Annotated in this window: 12 protein-coding genes; 7 read left to right on the top strand and 5 right to left on the bottom strand. The window is 63.5% G+C overall.

Annotated elements, in window-relative coordinates; translation table 11 throughout:
* Window positions 1-8 precede the first annotated feature (8 nt).
* From fdhF to ASE71_RS13840, 5 genes are all read right to left on the bottom strand, one after another.
* Window positions 9-2,888 carry a formate dehydrogenase subunit alpha gene (gene fdhF, locus ASE71_RS13860; protein WP_034802427.1) on the bottom strand — a complete coding sequence of 960 codons (2,880 nt, stop codon included), beginning with the start codon at window positions 2,886-2,888 and terminating at the stop codon, window positions 9-11.
* A gap of 10 nt (window positions 2,889-2,898) precedes the next feature.
* Entirely contained in the window at window positions 2,899-4,455 is a 1,557-nt protein-coding gene (locus ASE71_RS13855) for a formate dehydrogenase beta subunit (protein ID WP_060521372.1), read from the bottom strand.
* The gene (locus ASE71_RS13850) at window positions 4,452-4,931 is read right to left on the bottom strand and encodes a formate dehydrogenase subunit gamma (protein WP_060521373.1); all 480 of its coding nucleotides are present in this window, start codon (window positions 4,929-4,931) and stop codon (window positions 4,452-4,454) included. The genes ASE71_RS13855 and ASE71_RS13850 overlap by 4 nt, the downstream gene beginning before the upstream one ends.
* Window positions 4,932-5,108: 177 nt before the next feature.
* Window positions 5,109-6,005 carry a LysR family transcriptional regulator gene (locus ASE71_RS13845; RefSeq protein ID WP_060521374.1) on the bottom strand — a complete coding sequence of 299 codons (897 nt, stop codon included), beginning with the start codon at window positions 6,003-6,005 and terminating at the stop codon, window positions 5,109-5,111.
* Window positions 6,006-6,209: 204 nt separating this feature from the next.
* Window positions 6,210-6,977 carry an SDR family NAD(P)-dependent oxidoreductase gene (locus ASE71_RS13840; RefSeq protein WP_060521375.1) on the bottom strand — a complete coding sequence of 256 codons (768 nt, stop codon included), beginning with the start codon at window positions 6,975-6,977 and terminating at the stop codon, window positions 6,210-6,212.
* Between the two features lie 172 nt (window positions 6,978-7,149).
* On the opposite strand from ASE71_RS13840, the gene ASE71_RS13835 reads away from it, so the two are divergent.
* The 7 genes from ASE71_RS13835 (at window position 7,150) to ASE71_RS13805 (ending at window position 13,988) form a co-directional block, all read left to right on the top strand.
* A complete protein-coding gene (locus tag ASE71_RS13835; RefSeq protein WP_034802440.1) occupies window positions 7,150-7,914 on the top strand; it encodes a DeoR/GlpR family DNA-binding transcription regulator in 765 nt (254 codons plus the stop codon).
* 131 nt (window positions 7,915-8,045) lie between these two features.
* The gene (glpD, locus tag ASE71_RS13830; RefSeq protein WP_060521376.1) at window positions 8,046-9,563 is read left to right on the top strand and encodes a glycerol-3-phosphate dehydrogenase; all 1,518 of its coding nucleotides are present in this window, start codon (window positions 8,046-8,048) and stop codon (window positions 9,561-9,563) included.
* Window positions 9,564-9,693: 130 nt separating this feature from the next.
* Complete coding sequence (locus ASE71_RS13825; protein WP_060521377.1) at window positions 9,694-10,764, top strand: ABC transporter ATP-binding protein; 1,071 nt, start codon at window positions 9,694-9,696, stop codon at window positions 10,762-10,764.
* Window positions 10,765-10,785: 21 nt separating this feature from the next.
* The gene (locus ASE71_RS13820) at window positions 10,786-11,856 is read left to right on the top strand and encodes an ABC transporter ATP-binding protein (RefSeq protein ID WP_034802449.1); all 1,071 of its coding nucleotides are present in this window, start codon (window positions 10,786-10,788) and stop codon (window positions 11,854-11,856) included.
* Window positions 11,857-11,858: 2 nt separating this feature from the next.
* Entirely contained in the window at window positions 11,859-12,725 is an 867-nt protein-coding gene (locus tag ASE71_RS13815) for a carbohydrate ABC transporter permease (RefSeq protein WP_034802451.1), read from the top strand.
* Between the two features lie 22 nt (window positions 12,726-12,747).
* Window positions 12,748-13,566, top strand: a complete 819-nt coding sequence (locus ASE71_RS13810) for a carbohydrate ABC transporter permease (protein WP_060521378.1) — start codon at window positions 12,748-12,750, stop codon at window positions 13,564-13,566.
* Window positions 13,566-13,988 carry a DUF2160 domain-containing protein gene (locus tag ASE71_RS13805; protein ID WP_034802456.1) on the top strand — a complete coding sequence of 141 codons (423 nt, stop codon included), beginning with the start codon at window positions 13,566-13,568 and terminating at the stop codon, window positions 13,986-13,988. The genes ASE71_RS13810 and ASE71_RS13805 overlap by 1 nt, the downstream gene beginning before the upstream one ends.
* Window positions 13,989-14,034: the final 46 nt, after the last annotated feature.

Here is a 14,034-nt window from a genome sequence, read left to right as displayed (position 1 = left end):
GAAAGGCATTACTCCGCCGCCTCCAGCTTGCCGGAAATCCGGCGCGACTGGCGGGCCTGCTCGTCATAGTCGACCTGCCAGTCCGACGGGCCGTTCGACGGCATCACCTGCACCGCCGTCACCTTGTATTCCGGGCAGTTGGTGGCCCAGTCGGAGAAGTCGGTGGTGATGACGTTTGCCTGCGTCGTCGGGTGGTGGAAGGTGGTGTAGACGACGCCGGGCGCGACGCGATCGGTGATCAGCGAACGCAGGGTCGTCTCGCCGGCGCGGCTTGCGAGCCGGATCCAGTCGCCATCACGGATGCCGCGCTGCTCGGCGTCGTGCGGGTGGATCTCCAGCCGGTCTTCCGCATGCCAGACGACGTTGTCGGTGCGTCGCGTCTGGGCGCCGACATTGTACTGGCTAAGGATGCGGCCGGTCGTCAAAAGCAGCGGGAAGCGCGGGCCGGTGCGTTCATCCGTCGCCACATATTCGGTGCGGATGAACTTGCCTTTGCCACGCACGAAACCGTCGATATGCATGATCGGCGAACCCTCGGGATGCGCCTCGTTGCAGGGCCACTGCACCGAGCCCATCTTTTCGAGATAATCGTAGGAAACCAGCGCGAAGCTCGGCGTCGTCGCGGCGATCTCGTCCATGATCTCGGACGGATGGCGGTAGTTCCAGTTGAGGCCCATGGCCTGGGCGAGCTTCTGCGTGACCTCCCAGTCGGCATAACCGTTCTTCGGCGTCATCACCTTGCGCACGCGGTTAATGCGGCGCTCGGCATTGGTGAAGGTGCCGTCTTTTTCGAGGAAGGTCGAACCGGGCAGGAAGACGTGCGCGTAGTTGGCCGTTTCGTTCAGGAACAGGTCGTGCACGACGACGCATTCCATCGCGGCGAGGCCGGCTGCCACATGCTTGGTGTCCGGGTCGGACTGCAGGATGTCCTCGCCCTGGATGTAGAGCGCCTTGAAGGTGCCGTCGACCGCGGCATCGAGCATGTTGGGGATGCGCAGGCCCGGCTCGTTGGAGATCTCGACGCCCCAGAGCTTCTCGAAGGTCTCGCGGGTGGCATCGTCGGAGATGTGACGGTAGCCCGGCAGTTCGTGCGGGAACGAACCCATGTCGCAGGAACCCTGCACGTTGTTCTGGCCGCGCAACGGGTTCACGCCGACGCCCGGCCGGCCGATATTGCCGGTGACCATGGCGAGGTTGGCGATCGCCATGACCGTCGTCGATCCCTGGCTGTGCTCGGTGACGCCGAGACCGTAATAGATCGCGCCGTTGCCGCCGGTGGCATAGAGCCTGGCCGCGCCCCGCACGAGATCGGCCGGCACGCCGGTATAGGCTTCGGTCGCCTCCGGGCTATGGTAGGGCTCGGCGACGAAGGCGGCCCAATCCTCGTACTCCGACCAGTCGCAGCGCTCGCGGATGAACTGTTCGTTGGCGAGGCCTTCCGTGACGATCACATGGGCGATCGAGGTCAAGATCGCGACGTTGGTGCCGGGCTGCAGCGGCAGGTGATAGGCGGCCTCCACGTGCGGCGAGCGCACGATGTCGGTGCGGCGCGGATCGATGACGATCAGCTTGGCGCCTTCGCGCAGCCGCTTCTTCAGTCGCGAGCCGAAGACCGGATGGCCGTCGGTCGGGTTGGCGCCGATAATGACGGCGACGTCGGTGAACTCGACACTGTCGAAGTTCTGCGTACCGGCCGAGGTCCCGAAGGCCTGGCCGAGGCCGTAGCCGGTCGGCGAATGGCAGACGCGGGCGCAGGTATCGACATTGTTGTTGCCGAAGCCGGCGCGCACCAGCTTCTGCACCAGATAGGTCTCTTCATTGGTGCAGCGCGACGAGGTGATGCCGCCGACGGAATCGCGGCCGTACTGATACTGGATCCGCCGGAACTCGGAGGCCACATGCGCGTAAGCCTCCTCCCAGGTGACCTCGCGCCAGGGATCGGAGATCTTCTCGCGGATCATCGGGTTGAGGATGCGGTCCTTGTGATTGGAATAGCCGTAAGCGAAGCGGCCCTTGACGCAGGAATGGCCGCGGTTGGCCTGGCCATCCTTCCACGGCACCATACGCACCAGTTCCTCGCCGCGCATTTCCGCCTTGAACGAGCAGCCGACGCCGCAATAGGCGCAGGTCGTCACTTCGGAATGTTCGGGCTGGCCGATCTCGATCACCGACTTTTCGATGAGCGTCGCCGTCGGGCAGGCCTGGACGCAGGCGCCGCAGGAGACGCATTCCGACGACATGAAGTCTTCCGCCATCCCGGCCGAAACGCGGCTGTCGAAACCGCGGCCGCCGATCGTCAGCGCGAAGGTGCCCTGCACTTCCTCGCAGGCGCGCACACAGCGCGAGCAGACGATGCATTTGGCCGGATCGTAGGTGAAATAGGGATTGGACTCGTCCTTCGGCATCCACTTGGCGTTGATCTCGCCATTGTTGCGCGCCGTGACGTGGTTCTCGCCCTCATAGCCGTAGCGCACGTCGCGCAGGCCGACTGCGCCGGCCATGTCCTGCAGCTCGCAATCGCCATTGGCAGCACAGGTCAGACAGTCGAGAGGGTGGTCGGAAATGTAGAGCTCCATCACCCCGCGGCGCACGTCCTTCAGCCGAGGCGTCTGGGTGGAGACCTCGATACCGGCTGCAACCGGCGTCGTGCAGGAGGCCGGCATGCCGGCGCGTCCCTTGATCTCGACGAGACAGAGCCGGCAGGAGCCGAAGGCATCCATCATGTCGGAAGCGCAGAGCTTCGGCACTTCTATGCCGGCATCCATCGCCGCGCGCATGATCGAAGTGCCCTCGGGCACGGTGACCTCGCGTCCGTCGATCGTCAGCGTCACCAGTTTTTCGGACTTGGAGGCCGGAGTGCCGTAGTCGATTTCATGAATGAGAGACATGGTCTTTTCCTCACTCCGCCGCTTGAACGCGCGGTGCCGGCTGAAAATCATCCGGGAAATGGGTCATGGCGCTCATGACCGGATAGGGCGTGAAGCCGCCAAGGGCGCAGAGCGAACCGAACTTCATCGTGTTGCAAAGATCGGCGAGCAGTTCGCGGTTCTTCTCCGGCTCGATGCCGGCGGCGATCCTGTCGGTCACCTCGACACCGCGCGTCGAACCGATGCGGCAGGGCGTGCACTTGCCGCAGCTTTCTACCGCGCAGAATTCCATCGCAAAGCGCGCCTGGTGCAGCATGTCGACGGTGTCGTCGAACACAACGATGCCGGCATGGCCGATCAGACCGTCACGCGCGGCGAAGGCTTCGTAGTCGAACGGCGTGTCGAACAGCGCCCGCGGGAAGTAGGCGCCGAGCGGACCGCCGACCTGCACGGCCTTGACCGGCCGGCCACTCGCCGTGCCGCCGCCGATGTGATCGATGATCTCGCCGAGCGCCAGGCCGAAGGCGGTTTCGTAGAGACCGGCATGCTTGACGTTGCCGGCGATCTGGATCGGGATCGTGCCGCGCGACCGGCCCATGCCGAAGTCGCGGTAATAGGCGGCGCCCTTGTCCATGATGATGGGGACGGAGGCGAGCGAGATCACGTTGTTGATCACGGTCGGACAGTCGAAGAGGCCTTTGTGCGCGGGAAGCGGCGGCTTGGCCCGCACGATGCCGCGTTTGCCTTCGAGGCTATTGAGCAGCGCCGTTTCCTCGCCGCAGACATAGGCACCTGCGCCCTCGCGCACTTCCATATCGAAGGCCCGACCGGAACCGAGCACCGAGGTGCCGAGCACGCCGGCCTTGCGGGCGATCTCGATCGCCTCAGCCATCGCCGCGATCGCATGCGGGTATTCGGAGCGGGTGTAAATGAAGCCCTTGGTCGCGCCGGTCGCGATGCCGGCGATCGCCATGCCCTCGATCAGCACGAAGGGATCGCCTTCCATGATCATCCGGTCGGCAAAGGTGCCGCTATCGCCCTCGTCGGCGTTGCAGACGATGTACTTCCGATCACCCGCCGCATCGAGAACGGTCTTCCACTTGATGCCGGTCGGAAAGCCTGCGCCGCCACGGCCGCGAAGGCCGCTTTCGGTCACCTGCGCGACAATGTCCTGCGGCGCCATGGCAATGGCATTGCGCAGACCGGCGAGTCCGCCATGGGCCTGGTAATCGTCGAGCGAAAGCGGATCGATGATGCCGCAGCGGGCAAAGGTCAGCCGCGTCTGCTGCTTCAGGAAGGGGATCTCCTCGGTCTTCCCGAGACAGAGGGCATGATCGCCGCCGTCGAGCAGGGCGGCATCGAGCAGCGAGGAAACGTCACGTGCCTTGACCGGGCCATAGGCAACACGGCCGTCAGCCGTTTCCACCTCGATCAGCGGCTCCAGCCAATGCATGCCGCGCGAACCGTTGCGCACGATCGTGGCGTCGAGGCCGCGTGCGCCGATCGCCTCGGCCATTGCCTTGGCTACCTTGTCGGCGCCGAGCGCCACGGCCGCGGCGTCCCGCGGAATGTAGATCTTTGCGGTCATCGACGCGCCTCCTGAACGAGCGCGTCGAGATCGGCGGCATCGACCCGGGCATGCACCTCACCGTCCAGCATGGCGGAGGGTGCGCAGGAACAGAGCCCGAGACAGTAGACCGGCTCCAGCGTCACCGCGCCATCCGGGGTCGTCTGGTGAAAATCGATGCCGAGCAGCCGCTTCGCGCGCTCGGCCAGCTGGTCGCCGCCCATCGACTGACAGGCTTCGGCGCGACAGAGCTTCAGCACGTGGCGCCCGGCGGGGTGCTCGCGGAAATCATGGTAGAAGCTCATCACCCCATAGACTTCGGCGCGCGAGAGGTTGAGTTCGCGGGCAATCACCGGAAGACATTCCTGCGGCACATAGCCGAACTCTTCCTGCAGCTCGTGCAGGATCGGCAGCAAGGGCCCTTCCAGCCTCTTCAGCTCCTCGACGATGGCGAGCGTGGTTTCCGCGATATCGGCGCGCGGCTGATGGATGTTCAACGGGAGCCCTCCCGGCTCATGGGCGAGGCGGCAGCACCCGAAACGGACGACCGGCCCAGCCGACATTTCACTTCTGGCGAAGGCCGTTCCTCGGCGGTCTCCGGCCATGATCAAAAAAGCTTCGCGCTTATGGCCGCATGGGTCAATAAGGCTGTTCCGTCGATCGATAGAAAAAATCTATTGAGCCTGATTCCGCTCGCCGAGAATGCGTGCTTCGTGCAGCAAGGCCGACACCAACGGCGTAAACGGCTCACGATGCGTCGCAACCAGGCCGACCGTGTGACGGGCGTCCGGATCGACGATCGGAATCATCCGGATATCTTCGTGAAAACCGAATGATTTCGCGACGTTGAATGGCATGATGCTGGCCCAGCGGCCGGTGCGCACATGCGAAAAAAGCACGATCATCGAGTTCGATTCGAGCGTCGGCTTGGCGACGGCACCGGCCTCCGAAAAATGCTGGTTGATGATGCGGCGGTTCTGCATATCGGCCGTCAATAGACAAAGCCGAACGTCGCTAACCTCTTTCCACGTCACGCTTTCCCGCTCCGAAAGCGGTGTTCCGGCGGCGGTGACGAGGTGATAGCGCTCGACCTGGAGCGGAACGCTCGTCACCCGGCCGAGCGGCTCGTTCTCCAGATAGGTGAGCCCCGCATCGATCTCGAGATTTTCGAGCAGCGCCAGGATCTGCACCGATGTCGTCGAGAGCACGGAAAAGGTGACATCAGGGTGCTTTTCCTGGAATGGCGCGGTGATCATCGGCACCATGGCAAGTGTCGTCGGCACCGCGGCCAGCCGGATATGGCCGGAAAGACCCTTGCGCGCCGCCCGCATCTCCTCACGCATGGTGCGGGTATCGCCGACGATGCGCCGCGCCCATTCGAGTACGCGCTGGCCCTCGGGCGTCAGGCCCTGAAAGCGCGACCCACGGCTGACGAGCATGACGCCGAGCTGATCCTCAAGCTGGCGGATGGCCGCCGACAGCGTCGGTTGCGTCACCCCACACTCCTCCGCCGCGCGACCAAAATGCCTTTCGCGGGCGAGAACGAGGAACATTTCCAGCTTGTCGATCATGTCCGGCCTTCAGTTATTGTGGCTCTGCCCCTCACCCTAACCCTCTCCCGCTTGCGGGACGTGGCGCTTCGCGAGGTCGCCCCTTCATGATGCGGGCCCCGAATGGAGTGGGGGACGCGAGCGGGCGCCGCAGCCTTCCTTCTCCCCGCAAGCGAGGAGAAGGTGCCGGTAGGCGGATGAGGGGTAGCCGACTTCATCTACCGCTCAAACGATCAGCTGCCCGCCATTCACCTCCAGCACCTGCCCGGTGATGTAGCCCGACAGCGCATGCGAGGCGAGGAAGAGATAGGCGGGCGCGCAGTCTTCCGCCGTCCCGAGCCGACCAAGCGGAATAGTCTTGCGGGTCGCCTCCAGCTTCTCCGGCGATGAGTAGCGCTCGTGGAATTCGGTGGTGATCGTCCCCGGCGAAACGCAGTTGACACGGATGCCATCGGGCGCGAGTTCCCGCGCCAAGGCCTTGGAATAGGTGGAAACGAACGCCTTCGTCGCCGAATAGATCGACGATCCGGCGCTGCCGCCGGTAACCGCAGAGATCGAGACGGTGTTGACGATCGCCGGATGCGTACCCTTGCGCAACAGCGGCAGCATCGCCCGCGTCATCTCGACGACCGCGGTCTGGTTGAGCTGGACGACGGTCTGGTACTGCTCGTCGGACAGCTCCGCCGCCGGGAAGCGGCCGACCATCGTGCCGGCATTGTTGATGAGGATATCGATGCTCTCGAAGCGGCTGCGCACCACGTCGGCCAGCCCCTCGACACCATCCGGCGCGAGAAAGTCCGCCGTCGCCACATAGGCCCGGCCTTCCGTCGCCGCAGATTCGAGAAAATCGGGCAGGTCGCCGACCGACCGGCCGGCATGGACGAGTACATGCGCGCCACAATCCAGGAACTGCCGGGCAACCTCGAGCCCGATGCCGCGCCCGGCACCGGTGATCACGACGGTCATGCCCTTGAACAAGGCCGGATGAAACATGTCTTTCCCCTCTTCACTCCTAAGGCAGGGTCGCCTATCGCCGTAGCGAATGCAACGCGCGCCGACACCCTGGACCCGCTGCGAAAGCGATTTCGCCGCAAACGCCGATTCTGAAATTGCGCGGCTTTCGTTTTTGCATATTATGAAACAAAACGAAAATGGGGAGGATGGAATGTATTTGACCGGTCGGCAGGAGGAGATCCTGGAACTGGCAAAAAGCGAGGGCCGGGTACTGGTCGAGGAGCTGGCGCAGCGCTTTTCCGTCACGCCGCAGACCATCCGAAAGGACCTGAATGACCTCTGCGACGCCAAGATCCTGAACCGCATTCATGGCGGCGCGATCTTCCCGAGCGGCAAGGAAAACGTCAAATACGACGCCCGCCGCCAGATCGCGGCACCGGAGAAACAGGCGATCGGCAAGGCCGCCGCCGAACTCATCCCCGACAACGCGTCGCTGTTCATCAATATCGGCACCACCACCGAAGCTGTGGGCGAGGCCCTGCTCGACCACAAGGAACTGATGGTCATCACCAACAACATCAATGTCGCCAATCGCTTACGCGTTTTCCCCTCGATCGAGGTGGTGATCACCGGCGGCGTCGTGCGCGGCTCGGACGGCGGCATCGTCGGCGAGGCCGCCGTCGATTTCATCAAGCAGTTCAAGGTCGACTTCGCCGTCATCGGCGCCTCGGCGATCGACCATGACGGCGCGCTGCTGGATTTCGATTTTCGCGAAGTGAAAGTCGCCCAGGCGATCATCGCCAATGCGCGCCATGTCATTCTGGTTTCCGACTCGACCAAATTCGAAAGAACCGCGCCTGTTCGCATCGGCCATATATCGCAGGTCCAGACCTTCATCACCGACCGCTGCACGCTCGAAAACGTCAGGAAAATCTGTGTTGAACAGGACGTTCGCCTGATCGAAACCGACGCCTGAAACGGGAGATTTAGCCACCCCTAAAGATTCGGGGAGCATTCGTTTGACATTCGATATGTTTTCGTTTTAACTGATTTCACTTTCGCTGATGCATCAATTTGTGCATCGCGAAATGTGGAGGGGAAACAGCAGTGTCAGAGCAGGCAATCTACGACGTCTTCGTCATCGGCGGCGGCATCAACGGATGCGGCATCGCGCGCGACGCGGTCGGCCGTGGGTACTCGGTCGCCTTGGCCGAAATGAACGATTTCGCTTCCGGCACGTCCTCCGGCTCCACCAAGCTCATTCACGGCGGCCTGCGCTACCTCGAACATTACGAATTCCGCCTCGTGCGCGAAGCGCTGATGGAGCGCGAGGTGCTGTGGGCGATGGCGCCGCACGTCATCTGGCCGATGCGCTTCGTGCTGCCCTATCACAAGGGCGGCCTGCGCCCGGCCTGGCTCATCCGCCTCGGCCTCTTCCTTTACGACCATATCGGCGGCCGCAAGCTGCTGCCGGCAACGGCGACGCTGGACATGAACCGCGATCCCGCCGGCAAACCGCTGAAGCGCCTGTTCAACAAGGCCTTCGAATATTCCGACGGCTGGGTCAACGACGCCCGCCTCGTGGTCTTGAATGCCCGCGACGCTGCCGACCGCGGCGCCGTCATCATGGCCCGTACCCGCGTCGTCGCTGCACGTCGCGACGGTGGGCTCTGGGCCATCGAAACCGAGAACCAGGCAACCGGCGAACGCAAGACGCTCAAGGCCCGCATGCTCATCAATGCCGCCGGCCCCTGGGTCGACGCGGTTCTCTCGGGCGCGCTCGGCAAGAACGACGTGCACAATGTCCGCCTCGTTCAGGGCAGCCACATCGTCGTGAAGAAGAAGTTCGACGATCCGCGCGCCTATTTCTTCCAGAACCCGGATGGCCGCATCATGTTCGCCATCCCTTACGAAGAAGACTTCACGCTGATCGGTACCACCGACCGCGACTACACCGGTAATCCGGGCGAGGTGCGCATCAGCGACGCGGAGGTCGACTATCTCTGCCGGGCAGCAAGCGAGTATTTCCTTGAGCCGGTGGAAAAGGACGACATCGTCTGGACCTATTCGGCCGTTCGCCCGCTTTACGACGACGGCGCCAGCAAGGCGCAGGAAGCGACGCGCGACTACGTGCTGCGGGTCGAGGGTGACAAGGGTGCGGCACCACTGCTCAACGTCTTCGGCGGCAAGCTCACGACCTATCGCCGCCTCGGCGAATCCGCGCTGGAAAAGATCGGCGAGGCGATCGGCGTCAAGGGTTCGAAATGGACCGCCGGCTCCAGGCTTCCGGGCGGCGATTTTCCCGCCCAGGGTTATGCCGACGAAGTCGCAAGACTGCGAAAGCAATATCCCTTCCTTGCGCCCCAGCATGCGCGTCGCCTCGTGCGCCTCTATGGCACACGCGCCGCGGCACTTCTGGGTTCGGCGTCGAACGAGGCCGGTCTCGGCCACCATTTCGGCGCCGATCTCTACGAGGCCGAGGTCACGTGGCTGATGACGCAGGAATGGGCGCGGCACGCCGAGGACGTGCTGTGGCGGCGCACGAAACTGGGATTGAAGCTGACGCCGGGCGAGGCGGCAGCGCTGGAGGAATATATGCGAGGCGCGGCCAACGCAGCCGCCTGACAACGCTCGCATTCAATGCATTTCCAACACGGGTGCGCGCGCCCGGAAATGCAGAAAACCGATGAGATAGAGCGTTTCCGCGCTGGGGTGGAAAACGCTCGGACTGCCGACAGGCTGGGTGGAGAATTCAATGCTTGAAATGAAGAAGATATCCAAGGTCGTAGGCGGGGAGACGCATATCTACCCGACCGACCTGGTGCTGGAGAGGGGGTCGCTGAACGTTCTGCTCGGCCCGACCCTTTCCGGCAAGACGTCGCTGATGCGGCTGATGGCCGGTCTCGACAAGCCCGCCTCCGGTTCGCTCCTTTTCGACGGCGCCGACGTCACCGGCCTGCCGGTGCAGAAGCGTTCGGTCGCCATGGTCTACCAGCAGTTCATCAACTATCCGGCGATGACCGTTTACGAAAACATCGCCTCACCGATGCGCATCAGCGGCGCCGACACCGCCACCATCGACCGCGAGGTGCGCAAGGCGGCCGATCTGCTGAAGCTGACGCCTTATCTCGACCGTACGCCCTTGAACCTCTCAGGTGGCCAGCAGCAGCGCACGGCACTTGCCCGCGCCATCGTCAAGAACGCCGATCTGGTGCTGCTCGACGAGCCACTCGCCAACCTCGACTACAAGCTGCGCGAGGAACTGCGCGAGGAACTGCCGAAGATCTTCGCCGCCTCCGGCGCCATCTTCGTCTATGCGACGACCGAGCCTTCGGAAGCGCTGCTGCTCGGCGGCAACACCGCAGCCCTCAGCCAGGGCCGCATCACCCAGTTCGACAAGACAATCGACGTCTATCGCCGCCCGGTCGACCTGATCACCGCCCGCACCTTCGCCGATCCGCCGCTGAACTGCATCGAGCTGGTCAAATCAGGCTCGGCCTTCACGCTCGACGGCAAGTCTGTGCTCACCGTCCCGGCACATCTGGCTGGCATCGGCGACGGCCCCTGCACCGTCGCCTTCCAGCCGCATCACCTGTCGTTTGACCGCCCGCAGGGCGGCGGCGATGCGCTGACGGTGAAGACGGCGATCTCCGAAATTGCCGGCTCCGAAAGCTTCATTCACGTCGGTTTTGCCAATGCGCGCTGGGTGATGCTGGCGCCGGGCATTCACGACATCGAACCCGACGCGACCCTCGAGGTATTCGTCGATACCCGCCATCTCATGGCCTTCGGGCCGGACGGGCGCGCCATCGGCGGCACGGCCTAAAGGAGGCGCTGGGAGGAAAACATGGCACGCATCAATCTCAACCATATCCGCCACGCCTATGGCGCCAAGCCGAAGTCGGAAAACGACTACGCGCTGAAGGAAGTGCACCACGAGTGGAACGACGGCGGCGCCTATGCGCTGCTCGGGCCCTCCGGCTGCGGCAAGACCACGCTGCTCAACATTATCTCTGGCCTGATCAACCCGTCCGAAGGCGAGATCCTCTTCGACGGCAAGGACGTGACGCATCTGTCGACCCAGGAACGCAACATCGCCCAGGTGTTCCAGTTCCCGGTCATCTACGACACGATGACGGTTTACGATAATCTGGCCTTCCCCTTGCGCAACCGGCATGTGCCGGAGGCCGAGGTCGACCGCCGCGTCAAGGAAACGATCGAGATGATCGGCCTTGGCGGCTGGGCGAAGAAGACGGCTCGGGGCCTCACCGCCGACCAGAAGCAGAAGATCTCGCTCGGCCGCGGCCTCGTGCGCAACGACGTCAGCGCGATCCTCTTCGACGAACCGCTGACGGTCATCGATCCGGAAATGAAGTGGGTGCTGCGCTCACAGATCAAGCGCCTGCACAAGCAGTTCGGCTTCACCATGGTCTACGTCACCCACGACCAGACCGAGGCGCTGACCTTCGCCGACAAGGTCGTCGTCATGTATGACGGCCAGATCGTGCAGATCGGCACGCCGGCGGAACTCTTCGAGCGCCCGCGCCACACCTTTGTCGGCTACTTCATCGGCTCGCCGGGCATGAACGTGCTGCCGGTCAAGCTCGACGGCGGCACCGCGACGATCGGCGGCGAGCAGTTGGGCCTCACCTTCCAGCCCAAGGTCAAGGCCGGCGCCAAGACCGAGCTCGGCATCCGCCCGGAATTCGTCTCGCTCGGTCGCGAAGGCATGCCGGTCGCGATCACCAAGGTCGAGGATATCGGCCGCCACAAGATCGTGCGCGCCCGTTTTGCCGACCAGCCGATCTCGATCATCGTCGACGAGGACGGCGAGATCCCCGCCGAGCCGCGCGTCACCTTCGATCCGAAAGCCATCAACATCTACGCCGATTCCTGGCGCGTCGGCGAGGAGGCCTGACCATGGAGAAAACCTGGAACAACAAGGCCTGGTTCATGGTGCTGCCGGTCCTCGTGCTCGTCGCCTTCTCGGCCGTCATCCCGCTGATGACCGTCGTCAACTATTCGGTCCAGGACACCTTCGGCAACAACCAGTTCTTCTGGGCCGGCACCGACTGGTACGTGCAGGTGCTGACGTCGGACCGCTTCTGGGACGCGCTCAGCCGCAACCTTATCTTCTCGGCGATCATCCTGGCAATCGAAATCCCGCTCGGCATCATCATCGCGCTCAACATGCCGAAGAAGGGTCTCGGCGTGCCGGTCTGCCTCGTCCTGATGGCGCTGCCGCTCTTGATCCCGTGGAACGTCGTCGGCACCATCTGGCAGGTCTTCGGCCGCGTCGACATCGGCCTGCTCGGCCGCACGCTCGAAGCGATCGGCATCAACTACAATTACGTGCAGAACCCCGTTGCCGCCTGGGTCACGCTGATCGTCATGGACGTCTGGCACTGGACGAGCCTCGTCGTCCTGCTCTGCTATGCCGGTCTCGTCTCGATCCCCGACGCCTATTACCAGGCGGCCAAGATCGACGGCGCCTCGCGCTGGTCGGTGTTCCGCTACATCCAGCTGCCGAAGATGAAGCGCGTGCTTTTGATCGCCTTCCTGCTGCGGTTCATGGATAGCTTCATGATCTATACCGAGCCCTTCGTCGTCACCGGCGGCGGTCCCGGCAACTCGACAACCTTCCTGTCCATCGACCTCGTCAAGACGGCCATCGGCCAGTTCGACCTCGGTCCGGCGGCAGCGCTATCGATCATCTACTTCCTCATCATCCTGCTGCTCTCGTGGATCTTCTACACCGTGATGACCACGAGCGACGCGCAGGGCTGACAAAGGCGGGAGGAGAAACAAAATGCAAAAACAATCACTTACCGAACGCCTCTCCTGGCTGGTGCCGACGGTCTACATCGTCTTCCTGCTCCTGCCGATCTATTGGCTCGTCAACATGAGCTTCAAGGAAACGAGCGAGATCCTGAGCACCTTCTCGCTCTGGCCGGTCAATCCGACGCTCCGGAACTACCAGGTGATCTTCACCGATCCCTCCTGGTACAACGGCTACATCAACTCGATCATCTACGTCGTGATGAACACGGTGATCTCGGTGACGGCAGCGCTGCCGGCGGCCTATGCTTTCTCGCGCTACCGCTTCCTCGGCGACAAGCACCTGTTCTTCTGGCTCTTGACCAACCGCATGGCGCCGCCGGCCGTCTTCGCGCTGCCCTTCTTCCAGCTCTATTCGGCCTTCGGCCTGATCGACACGCACATCGCGGTTGCCCTTGCGCACTGCCTGTTCAACGTGCCGCTCGCGGTCTGGATCCTGGAAGGCTTCATGTCGGGCGTGCCGAAGGAGATCGACGAGACCGCCTATATCGACGGTTACTCGTTCCCGCGCTTCTTCGTGAAGATCTTCATGCCGCTGATCGCCTCGGGCATCGGTGTCGCTGCGTTCTTCTGCTTCATGTTCTCCTGGGTCGAACTGCTGCTTGCCCGCACGCTGACGACCACGGACGCCAAGCCGATCGCCGCCACCATGACCCGCACGGTCTCCGCCTCCGGTCTCGACTGGGGCGTGCTGGCGGCCGCCGGCGTGCTCACCATCATTCCGGGCGCACTCGTGATCTATTTCGTTCGCAACTACATCGCCAAGGGCTTTGCCCTGGGGAGGGTATGATGACCGCTCAACCCGTTCGCAACGCCCGCTGGCAACTGCCGTTTGCCGCCGTTCTCGTCGTCTACGCCGCCGTTGCCGGGCTGCTCTTCAGCATGCTGCCCATCAAGGACGGCGCGCGCGACTGGTTCGCGCCGCTCATCCCCGGTGGCTGGATGGCCTGGTCGTTTCCGTCGGCCATGTTCTTCCTGACGATCTTCGCACTGCTGTCGATGATGGCGGTCTGGGAATATGCCTCGCCCGGTGGCAACCCGCGCGTCGGCATCCTGCGCTTCGAGACGACACGGGGCGATCGCCTCTTCGTGTCACTGCTCGGCAGCGCCTTCATTCACCTCGCATGGCTCGGCTTCGTCGGCGGGCAGAACCTGTGGTGGGCGCTCGCGCTCTCCCTGGTCTATGCCGTCGGCGTCTTCCGCTACGTCTGAGGCGAACCGATTTGAGGGGCCGCCAGACGGGCGGCCCCTCGAAAGA

It is taken from the genome of Ensifer sp. Root954 (assembly GCF_001429005.1).
GTDB lineage: Bacteria > Pseudomonadota > Alphaproteobacteria > Rhizobiales > Rhizobiaceae > Ensifer > Ensifer adhaerens.
Note: the sequence above shows the minus strand (reverse complement) of the source record. Positions and strands in the feature narration are given on the sequence as shown.